At 72.8% G+C, this 15,391-nt stretch carries 11 protein-coding genes; 4 read left to right on the top strand and 7 right to left on the bottom strand.

Features of this window, described 5'->3' with window-relative positions; genetic code table 11:
- Window positions 1-72: 72 nt before the first annotated feature.
- The 6 genes from AB0J69_RS15040 to AB0J69_RS15015 all read right to left on the bottom strand — a co-directional run bounded on the left by AB0J69_RS15040 (window position 73) and on the right by AB0J69_RS15015 (window position 6,983).
- Window positions 73-1,320: a threonine synthase gene (locus AB0J69_RS15040; protein ID WP_364117112.1), complete on the bottom strand. Its 1,248-nt coding sequence runs from the start codon at window positions 1,318-1,320 to the stop codon at window positions 73-75.
- Between the two features lie 131 nt (window positions 1,321-1,451).
- Window positions 1,452-1,637 (bottom strand): DUF4236 domain-containing protein, encoded by a 186-nt coding sequence (locus AB0J69_RS15035; protein WP_364117111.1) that lies wholly within the window; start codon window positions 1,635-1,637, stop codon window positions 1,452-1,454.
- A gap of 89 nt (window positions 1,638-1,726) precedes the next feature.
- Window positions 1,727-2,203 (bottom strand): (2Fe-2S)-binding protein, encoded by a 477-nt coding sequence (locus AB0J69_RS15030; RefSeq protein ID WP_364117109.1) that lies wholly within the window; start codon window positions 2,201-2,203, stop codon window positions 1,727-1,729.
- Window positions 2,204-2,218: 15 nt separating this feature from the next.
- Entirely contained in the window at window positions 2,219-4,507 is a 2,289-nt protein-coding gene (locus AB0J69_RS15025; RefSeq protein WP_364117108.1) for a molybdopterin cofactor-binding domain-containing protein, read from the bottom strand.
- Between the two features lie 8 nt (window positions 4,508-4,515).
- A complete protein-coding gene (locus tag AB0J69_RS15020) occupies window positions 4,516-5,736 on the bottom strand; it encodes an oxygenase MpaB family protein (protein WP_364117106.1) in 1,221 nt (406 codons plus the stop codon).
- 23 nt (window positions 5,737-5,759) lie between these two features.
- Window positions 5,760-6,983: an oxygenase MpaB family protein gene (locus AB0J69_RS15015; protein WP_364117104.1), complete on the bottom strand. Its 1,224-nt coding sequence runs from the start codon at window positions 6,981-6,983 to the stop codon at window positions 5,760-5,762.
- Window positions 6,984-7,161: 178 nt separating this feature from the next.
- Between AB0J69_RS15015 and AB0J69_RS15010 the strand changes: the two genes are divergently transcribed.
- The 4 genes from AB0J69_RS15010 to AB0J69_RS14995 all read left to right on the top strand — a co-directional run bounded on the left by AB0J69_RS15010 (window position 7,162) and on the right by AB0J69_RS14995 (window position 10,827).
- Window positions 7,162-7,830 (top strand): helix-turn-helix domain-containing protein, encoded by a 669-nt coding sequence (locus AB0J69_RS15010; protein WP_364117102.1) that lies wholly within the window; start codon window positions 7,162-7,164, stop codon window positions 7,828-7,830.
- A 110-nt stretch (window positions 7,831-7,940) separates the two neighbouring features.
- Window positions 7,941-8,951: an ABC transporter substrate-binding protein gene (locus AB0J69_RS15005; protein WP_364117100.1), complete on the top strand. Its 1,011-nt coding sequence runs from the start codon at window positions 7,941-7,943 to the stop codon at window positions 8,949-8,951.
- Window positions 8,948-10,042 carry an iron ABC transporter permease gene (locus AB0J69_RS15000; protein ID WP_364117099.1) on the top strand — a complete coding sequence of 365 codons (1,095 nt, stop codon included), beginning with the start codon at window positions 8,948-8,950 and terminating at the stop codon, window positions 10,040-10,042. Before AB0J69_RS15005 ends, AB0J69_RS15000 begins: the two co-directional genes overlap by 4 nt.
- On the top strand, window positions 10,039-10,827 hold the full coding sequence (locus tag AB0J69_RS14995; protein ID WP_364117097.1) for an ABC transporter ATP-binding protein: 789 nt from the start codon (window positions 10,039-10,041) through the stop codon (window positions 10,825-10,827). The genes AB0J69_RS15000 and AB0J69_RS14995 overlap by 4 nt, the downstream gene beginning before the upstream one ends.
- Here the strand turns inward: AB0J69_RS14995 and AB0J69_RS14990 are convergent.
- The gene (locus AB0J69_RS14990) at window positions 10,778-15,199 is read right to left on the bottom strand and encodes a cation-translocating P-type ATPase (protein WP_364117095.1); all 4,422 of its coding nucleotides are present in this window, start codon (window positions 15,197-15,199) and stop codon (window positions 10,778-10,780) included. The two genes, AB0J69_RS14995 and AB0J69_RS14990, sit on opposite strands and share 50 nt — an antisense overlap.
- Window positions 15,200-15,391 lie beyond the last annotated feature (192 nt).

The raw sequence follows: 15,391 nt of genomic DNA, 5'->3' as shown, positions 1-15,391 counted from the left end.
GTCAGCCCCGCGCCCTGCTGCGGGCGCGGGGCTCTGATGCTAGGAAGGAGGCCCTGTTAAGAGAATGTTTCGTCAATTGTGTTCGTAGATCGCGGGCCGGCGTTCGGGGAGATGGCCGTCCACCGGCAGGATCGGCGCGTCCACCGGGACCGTCTGCGGATATTTCAGGCCGGCGCCGGTGTTCAGCACCACCACCTCCTCGTCCCCGCCGATCCAGCCCGAGGCGCGCAGCTTGCGGGCCGCGGCGAAGGCCGCCGCGCCCTCCGGGCAGACGAAGGCGCCCTCCAGGGCCGCGACCTCGCGCAGCTCGGCCAGCAGCTCGGCGTCGGTGACCGCGATCGCGGTCCCCGAGGTCTCGGCCAGCGCCTCGAGGATGAGGAAGTCGCCCAGGGGTTTGGGGACGTTGATGCCGAAGGCCACGGTACGGGAGTCCGCCCAGTGCCGGCTCTCCCGCTCGCCGGCTTCGAACGCGCGTACGATCGGCGCGCAGCCCTCGGCCTGGACCGCCACCAGCCGGGGCGGCGGGCCCGACACCCAGCCGAGCTCCCGCAGCTCGTTGAGGGCCTTGTGGATGCCGATCAGGCCCACGCCACCGCCGGTCGGGTAGAGGATCACGTCGGGCATGCGCCAGCCGAGCTGCTCGGCGATCTCGATGCCCATCGTCTTCTTGCCCTCGATGCGGTACGGCTCCTTGAGCGTCGAGGTGTCGAAGACCTGCCCGTCCGAGGCGGCGACCAGCTCGCCGACCATCCGCCCGGCATCGCTGATCAGCCCGTCCACCAGATAGAGGTCGGTGCCCGACGCCACGCACTCCCGCCGGGTGATCTCCGGTGCGTCCACCGGCATGACGACCGTGGCGGCCAGCCCGGCGCGGGCTCCGTAGAGCGCCCAGGCGGCCCCGGCGTTGCCGTTGGTCGGCATCGCCAGCCGCTCGATGCCCAGCTCGGCCGCGCGGGACACGCCGACCGCGGCGCCGCGGGCCTTGAACGAGCCGGTGGGGATCAGGCCCTCGTCCTTCATCAGCAGCCGCGGCACGCCGATCCGCTCGCCGTAGCGCGCCATCGGCAGCAGCGGCGTCATCCCCTCGCCGAGGGTGGTCACCGCCTCCGGGCTCCTGACCGGCAGCAACTCGTGATAGCGCCACAGATCCGGCCTGCGCCGCGCGATCTCCGCCGGGCTCACCGAGGAGCCGGCGGCTGCCAGGTCGTAGCGGGCGAGCAGCGGCGACCCGCACTTCGTGCACAGGTTCTGCGGGCGCTCGCTGTCATGGACGGCTCCGCATCGGCCGCATTCGAGATGGGACAACCGGCTGAAAGTCACGCACGCTCCTTCGACGCTGCGACCGGCCCCCCGCACGTCGCCGGGAGCGGCTCGTCGTCCGTGGGGCGTGGGCTCTTGTCCCACCCGCCCTACCCTGCCCGGGGCCGGGGACGAGGTGAAGGGGATGCCGGTCAGCGGTTGCGGAGGTTCTTGCGCCAGTGGAAGCCGCCGGGCAGGTTGACCGACAGCGTACGGCGGCCGTCCGCGGTTCGCGTCACGCGGAAGAGCCGGTTGCCCCAGCTGTGCCCCACGCCGCCGCGGGACAGGTTCAGCCGGAAGGGACCGAGCTTGATGGACTTTCGATAGCTCAAACCCATTGCGGGTTCCTCCTTGAGAGCTCGCGAAGAACCTTCAGCTACCCAAACAAGAGGCGACATATCGGGTTTCGTAATCTTGTGGCAAAGCCTCACATGTTCTCGGCGCCCGCCTTGATGGCTTCGCGGATCCGGAAGTACGTGCCGCAGCGGCAGATGTTGCGCAGCCCGTCGAGGTCGGCGTCGGTGATCCCGCGGCCTTCGGCGGCGGCACGGCGGACCAGCGCCACGGCGGCCATGATCTGGCCGGGCTGGCAGTAGCCGCACTGCGCGACGTCGTGGTCCAGCCAGGCCTGCTGCATGGGGTGCAGGTCCTTGCCGGCCGTGGCCGCGAGCCCTTCGATGGTGGTGACCTCGTCGGCCGGCTGGAGATCCGCGACGGGGATCGCGCACGGGTTGATCGCCTCGCCGTTGAGGTGGCTGGTGCAGGCCTTGCAGACGTTGATGCCGCAGCCGTACTTCGGCCCGGTGATGCCGAGGAGGTCGCGCAGCACCCACAGCAGGCGCACGTCCCCGGCGACGTCGACGGTGACCTGCTCCCCGTTGACGCGGAAGGTGTACTCAGGCACTCGGCTCTCCTCAGGTCAGCGGGCGACGTCCAGGCCGTCGGTCGGGGACGGCGGGATGGGCGGGACGGTCGGTTTCGGGGTGAAGGACAGCGTGCCGTGGTTGATCGGGAAGCTGGTGGGCATCGTCCCGGTCGCGCGGCCGTACGCGCAGGCGACCGCGGCCATCGACGCGGCCACGCCCAACTCGCCGGCACCGCCCGGGGTCTCGGAGGTGCTGGGCATGACGATGATCCGGAGCTCGGGCGGGGTGTTCCACTGCCGGGTGTAGAAGTAGTTGTCCCAGCTCGCCTCGAGGAAGTGCCCGTCGCGCAGGTGCAGGCTGGAGGTCAGGGCCAGCGCGATGCCGTCCATGATGCCGCCCATCATCTGCGCCTCCAGGCCGCGCGGGTTGACGGCGAGGCCGACGTCCACGGCGAAGACGGCCTTGGTGACGCGCGGCCCGGTCACACCGTCGCGGATGGCGCGGTTGACGGTCTCCGGGCGGCAGTCGATCTCCACCAGCGCGGCGCTGACCGACTTGTACTCGGCGTGGAACGCGATGCCCTGCGCGGTGCCCGGCTGCATGGGCCGCCCCCATCCGCCGGCCTCGGCCACCTTCGCCAGCACCGCCCGTGAGCGGGCGTCGCGGAGGAAGTCGTGCCGTAACCGGTAGGGGTCCTTGCCCATCCGCGCGGCGAGCTGGTCGACCATGAGCTCCCGGGCGCAGGTGACGTCGGGCGAGTAGACGTTGCGCATGCTGCCGGTGTTGAAGCCCTTGTCCGTCTCGGCGAGGAGCCGGCTGGTGACGCCGAAGTCGTAGGACGTCGCCTGGCTGAGGTGGAAGAACGTCTGGGAGAACCCGATGTCGCCGACCGGGAGCCGCGCGGCCAGGGCGGTGATGATCTCGCCCAGCCCGTGGCCGAGGTCGGTGGAGACGCCGGTGTGCCGTTGCTTGTAGCTCAGCACGGTGTCGCCGAGGTAGGCGATGCGTACCCGGGAGGTGGCCATCGGATGGGCGCGGCCCTGGCGGGAGTCGTCGGCGCGGTGCCACATGAGCTTGACCGGTTTGCCGATCTTCCGGGACACCTCGGCGGCTTCCAGCGCCGCGTCGAAGAACAGCTTGCGGCCGAAGGAGCCGCCGCCCTCGACGACGTGCACGGTGACCCGGCCGGGCGGCAGCCCGAGCCTGGCGGCGACGGCCTGCTGGGCGACGATCGGCGACTTCAACGCCGACCAGATCTCGGCGCGGTCGGCCCGTACGTCGGCGATCGCGCAGTTGGGCTCCAGCGCGCTGTTGCTGCGGAAGTGGAAGGTGAACTTGCCTTCGACGACCGGGGTCGGCGGTCTGAGCCCGATCGGCGGCTCCGCGGCCTCCAGCTCCCGCAGCACGCTCGCGTCGGACTTCCCTTCCGCGGTGCCGGGCCGCCAGGAGACCCGCAGGGCGCGTACGGCGTCGATGCACTGGCCGAAGGTCTCGGCGCGCACCGCCACCCCGGTGGAGATCACCACGGCGTCGGTGACGCCCGGCATGGTGCGGACCTCGGCGAGGTTGGCCACCGAGCCGACCTTGCCGTTGATGGTCGGCGGGCGGCACACCATCGTCGGCTTCGCGTCCGGGACGTCGAGGTCCATCGTGAACTTCTTGCGCCCGGTCACCGCGTCCAGCGCGTCGATCCGGTTGTGCGGCCTGCCGATGACGGTGAAGCTCGCCCGTGGCGTGAGCGCCACGGACACCTGCCGGGTCCGCGTGCTCGCGGCCTTCCCGGCGAGGGCGCCGATGCCGACGCCACGGCCGGAACGGTCGGTGATCACCCCCGCCTTCAGGGTCAGGTCGCCGACCGCCGAGCCGAGTTCGGTCGCCGCCGCCGCCAGCAGCCGTTCCCGGGCGATGGCGGCGGCGACCCGGATCGGGGTGTAGGTCGCGATGGTCGTGTTCGATCCGCCGGTGAGCTGGTTGAAGACCAGCTCGGGGCGGGCGTCGGCCAGAGTGACCCGTACGCGTTCCAGCGGCACGGCCATCTCCTCGGCGATCAGCATGGCCGTCGAGGTGGTGATGCCCTGCCCCACCTCGGCCCGCGGCAACGCGAAGGACACCGTGCCGTCCTGATGGACCTCGACCGAGATCAGGCCCGAGGTCGGCAGCGCCGCCGCGGTCATCAGGTCGTTGAGGTCGAGCAGCGCCGGCAGGGCCAGGGGCTCCGCCGATGGCAGCGGGTCGGCGGCCGCCGGCGGCGGATCGAGTTCGGCGGCGGCCACCAGGGTCGGAGCCGCGAGAACGTACCCGAGAAACCGCCGCCGCGCGATGGCGTCATTCGATTCCGTCATTGTTCAGCTCATCCAGGACGGTTGGTCGTGGGGATCTCTATCTTGGTCTCCTTGCCCTTGGTGAGGAAGAACAGGATGTACTTGCGCGCGGCCTCGTCGATGACCCAGGCGACCTCGGGCACGAGCGGCAGCGGGATGAGGCCCTCGCGGAACTTCACGAGCTTCGGCCAGGCAGTGGCGATCAGCGGGTCCCACAGCGGCTCGCGCCGGATGCCGTCCCAGTCGGCCACCTGGTCGCCGACCAGGTAGCGGGCCAGCGCGTTGCACAGAGGCCGGCTGATGCTGCCGGGGCTGGTCTGCTCGGCGAGCTGGCCCAGCAGGATGTCGGTCAGGATCACGCCCTCGGGCGTCGGACCCATGTTCCTGGGCAGGATCTGGTCCGACTGAGCGTTGGCCGCGTCCCAGGTGGCGGGGACGTACTCGTCCTTGATGCCGAGCAGGTGCGCGGTCACCTGCCACACGTGCAGGTACGCCTCCGACTCGGCGGCCGTGATCGGCACCTTCCATTCGCGCATCTTGCGCATCGCGAAGGTCGGCAGGGTGTGCCAGGTGACCAGCATGTCCTCCTGGCTGATCGGGATGTCACCGCCCCAGTGGGGGGACTGCTGCAGCAGGTGCCGCACCGCCGCGTGCACCAGCCGGGTCTTCACGGCCTCGACGATGCAGGAGCCGTCGGGCCGGTAGGCGTTCAGGGATCCGACGGCGAACCCCAGGATGCTCGTCTTGGCGACGCGGTCCTCCATGTCCGCGCCGCCCTTGGAGTAGTAGACCGCGCGAGCCTCCTTGGGGATGGCGGTGCTCAGCATGCCGCCGCCGACGCCGTTGAGCAGGTTGAGGTAGAGCCCTCTGGCCTTGTTGAACTCGGCCGCGGTGCCCAGCTTGCCGTGGTCCGCCCACGACGGCAGCTCGCGGGCCCGCTCCATGAACGACCGCAGATCCTCCGGCAGCCCGGCGGGTAACGGCTGATCGTTGCGGGTCCAGTCCCACAGCAGGCGGTTGACCTCGGGCACCGCGCCGCGATCGATCAGCGAGGCGACCAGCGGGTCGGCCTCCTCGTCCCAGACCCACCGCGGATCGGCTCCGGCGCCGGAGCCGGCGACCGAGCCGGTCGGCGCCCAGGTCCACGGCGTCAGGGGGCGCGCTCCAGCCGGGGACGCCATCCCCATCGCCCCGAGCGCGCCCAGGGCCCCGCCTGAGATCAGCATCTTGCGTCTGCTCAGCTCCGCCATGCTCCGAACTCCCTTCGAGCGTGTCAGGACGGGCGGTTGGTGTCCGGGATCTCGATCCTGATCGGCTGCGCCTCGGACAGGAAAAGCAGGGCGGCCTTGCGCAGGAACTCGTCGAACAGCCAGTACGCCTCCGGCGCCAGCGGGAACGGCAGCAGCCCCTCGCGGACGGCGATGAAGGGCCCCCAGGACACCTTGAGCAGCGGATCCCAGACCAGCTCCCTCGGGATCTTCAGCCATCCGGCAATCCGGTCGCCGAGCATGAAGCGCGTGAACGCGCCGAGTATGGGCTTGGACAGGATGCCGGCATCGACCGAGGAGCCGAGGTTGAGCAGGATGTCGGCCAGCTTGACGCCCTCGGGCGTCGGCGCCAGCACCGGGTCCAGGACCTCCTTGGCCTGAGCGTTGGCCTCGGCCCACGACGCCGGGATGTACTCGTCTTTGATACCGAGCAGATGAGCGGTCAGCTGCCACGAGTGCAGGAAGCCCTCGGACTCGGCGGCGGGGATGGGCACCCTCCAGGCGACCAGCTTCTGCATGACGGTCGTGGGCAGGCTGTGCCAGGTGACCATCATGTCGCGCTGGCTGATCGGGATCTCCTCCTCGGCGACCTCCGACCAGTGCGGGGACTGTGGCAGCAGGTGCCGCACCGCCGCGTGCACGAGCCGGGTCTTGACGCAGGTCACGATCATTTCGCCGTCGGGCTGGAAGGCGGTCCGGCTCATGACGTCGTAGCCGAGCTTGGCGGTCTTGGAGATGCGGTCCTTCATGTCCGCGCCGCCCTGGGAGTAATAGACCGCGAGGGCCTCCTTGGGGATGACCGTGCTCATCATGCCGCTGGCCAGCCCGTACAGGAGGCCGAGGTAGAGGCCGCGCTTCTCGTTGAACCTGAACGCGGTCGCGAGCTTGCCGTGGTCGGCCCACGAAGGCAGCTGACGGGCCCGCTCCATGAAGTCCCGCAGGTCCGCCGGCAGCCCGGCCGGTAACGGCTGGCCGTTCTTGGTCCAGGTACGTAACAGCTCGTTGACCCTGGGCACGTCCCCCCGGTCGAGCAGCGAGGCGACCAGCGGGTCGGCCTCCTCGTCCCACACCCATCGCGGGTCGGTGCCGGCCCCGGTGCCCGCCACCGAGCCCTTGGCCGACCACGTCCACGATCCCTGCGCGTACGCCGGCGCCGCGACGCCCAGCGCGCCGAGCGCGCCCAGCGCCCCACCGGCCTTCAGCACGTTGCGCCTGCTGAGTCGGTCCATGCCTGCGTTCCTCCTCCTCGCCGGAGCCTCCTCGTCGGAGCGACGAAGCGCTGTTTGATACGATGAAACACATAGCGCTTCCGTGTATCATCATTATGAGAGCACACTGTGAGGGGCATCACAAGACCGCACCGGCGGCCGTCGGGGCATGAGGCAGAATCAACTGCAGGAGGTGATCGTGGAATCTGCGCTGTCCGGGCTCATGACGCCTTCGGACTCGGAGTCGTTGCTGGAGCGCGCATACCTTGATGCCGTCGAACAGGTCGACGACACCGACGAGCTCCGCGCCCGCATACTCGACGCGGCATACGACCAGTTCTGCCGGATGGGCATCCGGCGCTCCACCATGGAGGACGTCGCCCGGCGCGCCAAGGTCTCGCGGATCACGGTCTACCGGCGGTTCGCCACGAAGGACGCGCTGGTCGAACACGTCGTACGCCGCGAGTTCCGCCGCTACTTCGACCGGTTCCTCATCGACATAGAGCAGGCGGGCACCCCGGCCGACCGCGTGGTCCTGGGCTTCGTGAGCTCGTTACGCGCCATCCGGGGCAACCCGCTGATCGGCGGCCTGATCTCCGCGGAGCCGGACCTGCTGGTGCCCTCCATGGTCGCCGACGGGGGCCGGACCCTCGCCACCGTGCGCCAGTTCGTCGCCGGGCAGCTGCGCCGCGAGCAGCACGCGGGCCACGTCTCCGCCGACCTGAACACCGACCTCGTGGCCGAGATGATGGTCCGGGTCTCCGCCTCCTTCCTGGCGACCCCCAGCCACATCATCGACCTCGACGACGACGAGCAGCTGGCCGCGGTGGCCCGCCAGTTCCTGGTGCCGATGCTGACCCCACCCTGATGCGATTTTGTGGCAATTGCGACTCATGTGCAGAATGGGGAGGTGCTTCCTGATCGAATCGCCCTGCCCATGCCGCTCATCAGCACCCCGCCGAAGGCGGGGGCCGGCTCATGAGAAAGCTCCTGGCCCTGGTGGCAGCCCTGATCCTGACCGCCTGCGGCCAGACGCCCGCCACCACCCGGCAGGCCGGTCCCGCCGCGGCGCCACAGGCAGGTTTCCCGGTCACGATCACCAACTGCGGGCGCACCCTCACCTTCGACCGGCCGCCCGCCAAGGTCGTCACCGGCTACCACCCCTCCCTGGAGACCCTGTTCGCCCTCGGCCTGCAGGATCGCGTCGCCGGGCGGACGAACTTCTCCGAGAGCGCGTTCCTGCCCGGCCAGAAGGAGCTGTACGACCGGATCCCGGAGATCTCGCCGACGATCATGCTGCCGCAGAAGGAGGTCATGCTCGCCCAGGGCGCCGACTTCGTCCTGGACAACGCGATGGCCGCCTTCGACGCCGCCGGCGGCTACGCCACCGTGGCGGAGCTGGACGCCGCGGGCTCCCCGGTGTACATCCTGGGCGGCTGGTGCAGCCCTGAGGAGACGCTCGAGTACACCCTCGACGACACCCTCACCGACCTGCGGAACCTCGGCAAGATCTTCGGCGTCTCCGACCGCGCCGACCGGCTGGTCGCCGACCTGCGCGGCAGGCTGGACGACGTGCGCGAGCGCGTCGCCGGCCGGCCGCCGGTCAAGGTGCTGGCCACCGACGGCGGCAAGGGCCCGGTCAACGCCTACGGCGGCGCCGGCATCACCAACCAGATGATCACCGCCGCCGGCGGGGTGAACGTGCTGGCCGGCGTCAAGGGCGACTACACCGAGGTCAGCGTGGAGCAGGTCAGCGCCGCGCATCCCGACGCCATCCTGGTCAGCGAGTACGCCACGCTTCGGGGCGAGACGATGCCGACTGTGCGGGCCAAGACCGCCGACACCCTCGCCATCGCCAGGAACAGCCCCGCGGCCAAGGACCGGCGGGTGCTCGCGGTGCCGGTGGCGGCCCAGCATCCCGGCTACCGCAACCTCCTGGCCATCGAGGACATCGCCCGCTTCCTGCACCCCGACGCGTTCACCCGATGACCAGCGCACTTCAGCGGGCCAGGCCGGTGGACACCGGCGGGGCGCACCGGCGCGGCGGCCGGTTCGTGCTGCTCGTCGTCATCCTCGCCGTGGCCGTGGTCGCCTCGACGTGGCTGGCGGTGAGCATCGGCGCGGTGCGGATCGGGTTGCCGCAGGCCTGGGGCATCGTCGCCGACCGCCTGGTGCCCGGCCTGGTCCCGCGCACCTGGACGCCGGTGCAGGAGCAGATCGTCTGGGAGTTCCGGCTGCCGCGCGCGCTGCTGGCGCTGCTGGTCGGGGCCGGGCTGGCGGTGGTCGGGGCGGTGCTGCAGGCGCTGGTGCGCAACCCGCTGGCCGACCCGTTCCTGCTCGGCATCTCCTCCGGCGCGTCCTTCGGCGCGGTGCTCGTGCTGATCCTGGGCGCCGGGGCGCTGGGCGGGCTGTCGCTGTCGGGCGCCGCCTTCGCCGGCTCGCTCCTGGCTCTGGGACTGGTGTACGTGCTGGCCCAGCGGGCGGGCCGGATCACCCCGTCGCGGCTGGTGCTGGCCGGGGTGGCGCTGGCCTACCTCTTCCAGGCCCTCTACAGCTTCGTGCTGCAGCAGGCGCAGAGCGGGCGGGCGGCCCAGCAGGTGCTGTTCTGGTTGATGGGCAGCCTCGGCGGGGCCCGCTGGCACATGCTGCCGCTGCCGGCCGCCGTCCTGGCCGTGGGCCTGGTCTACCTGCTGCTGCAGCATCGTCAGCTCAACGCGCTCACCGCCGGTGAGGAGAGCGCCGTCTCCCTCGGCGTGAACGTGCACCGCCTGCGGCTCACGCTCTTCGTCCTCACCTCCCTGCTGGTCGGCGTGCTGGTGGCCACCAGCGGGGCGATCGCGTTCGTCGGGCTGATCGTGCCGCACGCGGCCCGGCTGCTCGTCGGGGCCGACCACCGCCGGGTGCTCCCGGTCACGGCGCTGCTCGGCGCGGCGTTCCTGCAGCTCGTGGACGTCGCCGCCCGGGTCGTCAACGCGCCGCAGGAGCTGGCGCTCAGCATCGTCACCGCGCTGTTCGGCGTGCCGTTCTTCCTGTGGCTGCTGCGCCGCCGCTCGGTGGACCGGGCGGTGACCGTCGCATGAGGCTCGACCTGCACGGCGTCGCCGTGCACCTCGACGGCCGCCCGATCGTCCACGAGGCCGACCTGCTGGTGGACGACGGCGAGTTCGTCGCCCTGGTGGGCCCGAACGGCTGCGGCAAGTCCACCCTGTTGCGGACGATCTACCGGGCGCTGCGTCCCTCGGCGGGGCTCATCCGGGTGGACGGCGACGACGTGCACGGCCTGCCCTGGCGGGAGTCCGCCCGGCGAACCGCCGTGGTGGCCCAGGAAACGCCCGCCGAGCTCGACTTCACGGTCGGGGAGGTCGTGCTCATGGGGCGCACGCCGTACAAACCCGATGCCGTGGGGGACGCGGAGCGGTGCGCGCGGGCCCTGGACCGCGTCGGCCTCGCCGGCGCGGCGGACCGCGTCTACGCCACCCTGTCCGGCGGCGAGAAGCAGCGCGCCCTCGTCGCCCGCGCCCTGGTGCAGGAGACCCGCCTGCTCCTGCTCGACGAGCCCACCTCCCACCTGGACATCCGCCACCAGCTGGAGATCCTGCACCTGGTCCGCGAGCTGGGCACCGAGCTGGGCCTCGCCACCCTGGCCGTCCTGCACGACCTCAACCAGGCCGCCGCGTTCTGCGACCGCCTCTACGTCATGAGCGCCGGCCGCATCCTGGCCGGCGGGCCGCCCGGCCAGGTCCTCACCCCCGAGCTGATCTCCGAGGTGTACGGCGTGCGCGCCGTCCATCGCCCCCAGCTCGTCTTCGAACGGCTCAGTCGGAGCCGGGCCACCAACCAGGCGGGTCCAGGGGCCAGCGGCTGAGGGCGGCGCCCAGCACGCTCCCGGCGGTGGCGCTGCTGAGGGCGATGCTCCAGCCGATGGGCCCGAGGGGCGTGCAGCCGAAGAAGCCGCTCACGAAGGGCGTCTGGATGACGGCGGTGAGCAGGGCGGCCGAACCGAGGCCGGCGGCCAGGACGTTGCGGTCGAGGCCGCCGGTCAGCAGGGTCTGGCCCAGCTGGCTGCCGACCAGCGCGGCCAGCGCCACGGTCGAGGCGCGGCGGGACCGTCCGGTGAACCGGGCGGCCAGCCACGCGCTGCCCGCTCCCGCCGCGGTGGCCAGCGCCCGGTTGTACATCTCCTGGGTGAGGGCCTCGCCGAGGGACATGTCGGGGCCCTCGCGCAGCAGGTGCGCGACGTCGTGCTCGCTGGGCGGCCGCAGCGCGATCGCCAGCGCGGGGGCGAGATCGGTGAGCAGGTTGACCAGCAGCAGCTGGCGGGCGTTCAGCGGGGACCGCCCGGTCAGAGCCGTGCCCAGGACGGTGAAGGCGATCTCCCCGAGGTTCCCGCCGAGCAGGATGCCCAGGGCGTGCCGGACGGACGACCACATGGCCCGCCCCTCGACCAGCGCCGCGATGATGGTCTCCAGGCGGTCGTCGGAGACGACGAGGTCGGCGGCGGCCTGCGCGGCGGGCGTGCCGCGGCGGCCGAGCGCGATGCCGACGTCGGCCAGCCGGATGGCCGGGGCGTCGTTGGCGCCGTCGCCGGTCATCGCGACCACCTTGCCCAGCCGCTGGTAGGCCTGGATGATGCGGACCTTCTGCGCCGGGCTGCAGCGGGCGATGACGTTCACCTCGGGCAGCCGCTTGTCCAGCGCGGCGTCGTCGAGCTCGTCGATCTCCGCTCCGGTGAGGACGTGGTTGGGGGTGGCGCCGGGGTGCACGGTGGCCGCGATCGCGTCGGCCGTGGCGGGGTGGTCTCCGGTGATCATGACGGTACGCACGCCCGCCTCGTGCAGGCGGGCCGCCGCGGGGGCGGCGCTGGTGCGTACCGGGTCGGCGAGGGCGAGAAAGCCGAGGAAGGTCAGGTCGCGGACGGTGTCCTCGCCGACCCCCTCCTGGGTGGCGGGCATGCGGCGTTCGGCCACGGCGAGCACGCGGTGACCGGCCCCGGCGAGCCGTTCGGCCAGCTCGGTCAGGGCGGTGTGGTCGCCGTCGGTCATCTCGCGTTCCCGCCCGCCGGTCCGGTGCCGGCCGCAGCGCGACAGCACGACCTCGGGGGCGCCCTTGACGCTGAGGAGCACCTGCCCGCCGGCGCGGCCGAGGGTGGCGTGGAAGCCGCGCGAGGGCTCGAACGGCAGGGCGAGGGTCTTCCGCCAGCCGCGGGCGCCTGTGCCCGGCCGGATCCGCGCGCGGCGGGCGCACTCGACGACGGCGCGGTCGGTCTGATGGGCCAGGTCCTCCGGGTGGCGGGCGTCCGGGCTGGCCCGCAGCGCCGCGGCCACCACCGTGCGGCAGGAGTCGTCCAGCGATCGCACGGGGCGGGCACGGGTGCCGTCGTGGACCTCGCGCACCGCGAGCCGGCCCTCGGTGAGGGTGCCGGTCTTGTCGAAGCACAGCACGTCCACCCGGCCGAGGGCCTCGATGGTACGCGGGTTGCGCACCAGCGCGCCGAGATCGGCCAGGCGGCGGGCGGCCGACAGCTGGGCGGCGTTGACCAGGAACGGCAGGCCCTCGGGCACCGAGGCGATGGCCAGGTTCACCGCCGCGCTCAGGCTGTCGCGCACCGGCACGCTGTGCAGCAGTCCCGCTCCGGTCACGGCCGCGGCCGAACCCAGTGCCACCGGCAGGCTGTGCCGGGTGAAGCGGCGCAGGTGCTGTTCGACGCCGGTGGCCGGGGCGCTCTGGCGGGCGGCGGCCATGCTGCGTCCGACCTCGGTGTCGGCGCCGGTCGCCACGACGACCGCCACGGCCCGGCCGGCTGCCAGGGTCGTGCCCTCGTACAACATCGACCGGCGATCGGCGAGCTCCGCGGCGATGACCGGAGCGACGTCCTTGGCCGCCGACAGCGACTCCCCGGTCAGTGACGACTCGTCGGCCTCCACCCCGTCGGCGCGCAGCAGCCGGCAGTCGGCGGGGACGACGTCGCCCGGGCCCAGCAGCACCACGTCTCCGGGGACGAGCTGCTCGGCGGTGACGATCTGCTCGATGCCGTCGCGGCGGACGGTGGCCCCGACGGCCGAGCGGGCCAGCAGGTCGGCCAGGGCCCGGTCGGTGCGTACGCGTTGCGCGGCCCCGGTCAGCGCGGAGACCCCGGTGATGCCGGCGACCAGGCCGGCGTCCACCAGCGAGCCGACGACCGCGCTCAGCGCCGCCCCGCCGGCCAGGACGGGAGTCAGCGGGTTGGCCAGCTCCTCCATGAACGCCGCGCCCAGGCTGCTGCCCAGCGGCTCCAGACGACCGCCCGCCCGCCACCTCTGCCGCGCCTCCTCGCTGCTCAGCCCCTCTTCGCCGGTGTCCAGGCGGCGCAGCACGGCCTCGGCCGGCATCAGGTGCCACGGGGTACGGGCGACGGCGCGGGCGGGTGTCTGCGTGTGCAGGTGGTGGGCCCGCCAGGCGCCGTCGGCGAAGGCCAGCGCGGCGCCGATGTTGACCGCGCGCAGGCTGCGTACCGACGGCCGCGCCGACCCGCCCTGCAGGGCCGAGGCCGCGCCGATGCCGGTGGCCGCCTGCGACAGCACGATCGCGTCGCGATCCACGGAACGAGCCGCCGCCACGGCCTCCACCAGCAGGACCGCGGTGCCCAGCTCCGATCCGACCAGGACGTGCGCGCCCCACGGCGGCACCTCGCCGTCCCTGTGCACGCCCAGCCCGCAGTCCGCCGCACCGAGCGCCCGCCGCTCCCCCGAGATCAGCATGACCGCCCCGCCCGCCGCCTGGATCTCGCGCACCGCGGCCGACAGCCCGCGCCGGCGTTCCACCACGACGTCGGCGTGGCCGCCGCGCGCGGGCCGCTGCTCGTCGGTGGCCAGCACGATCCGCAGCCGGGCGCGCCGGGCCGCGGCGACGACCGCGTCCAGGCCGGGGGCCGTCTCCTGCTCGGCCGCCAGCACCGCTTCCAGCCTCCCGCGGCGGGCCAGGCCCAGGACCACCTCGGCGCCGGTCCCGGCCAGCCGCTTGCGCTGCCGGGCCCCGGTACGGCCGCGCAGCTCCAGGTCCTCGACCGGACCCAGGACCCATTCGCCGTCGCGGCGCACGGCCCGCGCGTCGCCGTCGGGCGCGAACAACGCGAAGCCGACCTCGGCCACCTCCCCGGCGTCCGCACCGGCCAGCGGGATCAGGTCGGTCAGCTCCCAGCGCCCCGTACGCAGCACGGCGTCGTCCAGCAGGAGCGTGTCCACCCGGCCGAGCAGCCGCAGCGCCGAACGGTCCATCACCAGCGCTCCGTTGCGCGCCAGCACCCGCCCCAGATGAGAGGCGAACGCCACCCGTCCCGCCTCGCTCGCCTTGGGCAGGGTGGCGAGCCCCACCGCCGCCGCGCGCCGCCACCCGACCAGCGGCGTGGCCACCGGCATCGCGGCCGCCCCGGCGGCCAGGATGCGCCGCTGGTACCTCTCCACCGGCCCGTCCGGCAGCGCGCACGGGCGTTCGACCACGACCGGATCGGCCGCCGCGTCGTCGGGGCCGCGGATCAGCCGCGGCTCGGCCTCCTGCCACGCCTGCTGGTCGGCACGGGCCTCGCGCCACTCCCCGATCCGCTGCGCCACGTCCAGCACCACGCCGGAACCGCCCGCCGCCATCGCGTGCGCCAGACCGGCGGCCATGGACACCAGCGACTCCGCCCGTTCCTGCCCGTGCAGCCGCTCGGCGGCCAGCTCCCGCAGGCGCGGGTGCAGCGAGACGGCCGAGAGCAGGCCCGCCAGCTCGGTCGGCAGCGGCGCCCACGGCGCCACCCGCGTGAGCCCGGACAGGACCAGCGCGGCCGAGTCGACCGCCAGGTTCGGCAGCACCCGGGTACGCTCCGGCCCCTCGGCCGGGTGGTGCAGCTCCTCCTCGGCGACCTCCTCCTCGAGGCTGGCCGGAGCCGACTCGGCGTGCGCCACCAGGGCCACCAGCTCGCGACGGAGCGGCGGCGGGTCGCCCACGGCCACCACCACCCGGCACGCCGGGGCGTTCACCCGCGCCCACAACACGCCCGGATGCCGCTCCAGCGCGCGCTCCACCCGGCGGGCCACCCGAGCGCCGCCCGGGCCGTGCACGCCGTGCGTCTCGATGTGCAGCCGTCCCGGGCGTTCCCACACGTCCCGAGCCTCGCGGCCCCCGCCCAGCAACCAGCCCGCCACCCCGGTCGCCAGCTCGACGGCGCCCGAGACGGGAGCGGGTGCCCGCAATCCCAGCAACGCCACTACGGTCCCCACACCCTTGTCATGGGCCTCTCCCTGCCCGCGCGGGCCCGTGTCATGCCACCGCCGTCAGGCGGGCCGCGCGCCGGTGATCGGGTCGATGCGGAGCCGGTAGCCGGAGTGCCTGTCGATACCTGATCTCCGGTGTTGACCGACCTGGTGTGCGCGATCACACTGAGGTGACGCCGAGGTGAACACCCGCCTTGA

It is taken from the genome of Nonomuraea sp. NPDC049709, from assembly GCF_040674815.1.
Lineage (GTDB): Bacteria > Actinomycetota > Actinomycetes > Streptosporangiales > Streptosporangiaceae > Nonomuraea.
The sequence above is the reverse complement of the archived record's forward strand: the minus strand, read 5'-3'. Positions and strand labels throughout refer to the sequence as shown.

Coding starts and splice junctions, on each gene's coding strand:
- AB0J69_RS15025 (WP_364117108.1), bottom strand. CDS start 4,507: ATGACGGAATCGAATGACGCCATCGCGCGGCGGCGGTTTCTCGGGTAC.
- AB0J69_RS14995 (WP_364117097.1), top strand. CDS start 10,039: ATGAGGCTCGACCTGCACGGCGTCGCCGTGCACCTCGACGGCCGCCCG.
- AB0J69_RS15005 (WP_364117100.1), top strand. CDS start 7,941: ATGAGAAAGCTCCTGGCCCTGGTGGCAGCCCTGATCCTGACCGCCTGC.
- AB0J69_RS15015 (WP_364117104.1), bottom strand. CDS start 6,983: ATGGACCGACTCAGCAGGCGCAACGTGCTGAAGGCCGGTGGGGCGCTG.
- AB0J69_RS15020 (WP_364117106.1), bottom strand. CDS start 5,736: ATGGCGGAGCTGAGCAGACGCAAGATGCTGATCTCAGGCGGGGCCCTG.
- AB0J69_RS15000 (WP_364117099.1), top strand. CDS start 8,948: ATGACCAGCGCACTTCAGCGGGCCAGGCCGGTGGACACCGGCGGGGCG.
- AB0J69_RS15035 (WP_364117111.1), bottom strand. CDS start 1,637: ATGGGTTTGAGCTATCGAAAGTCCATCAAGCTCGGTCCCTTCCGGCTG.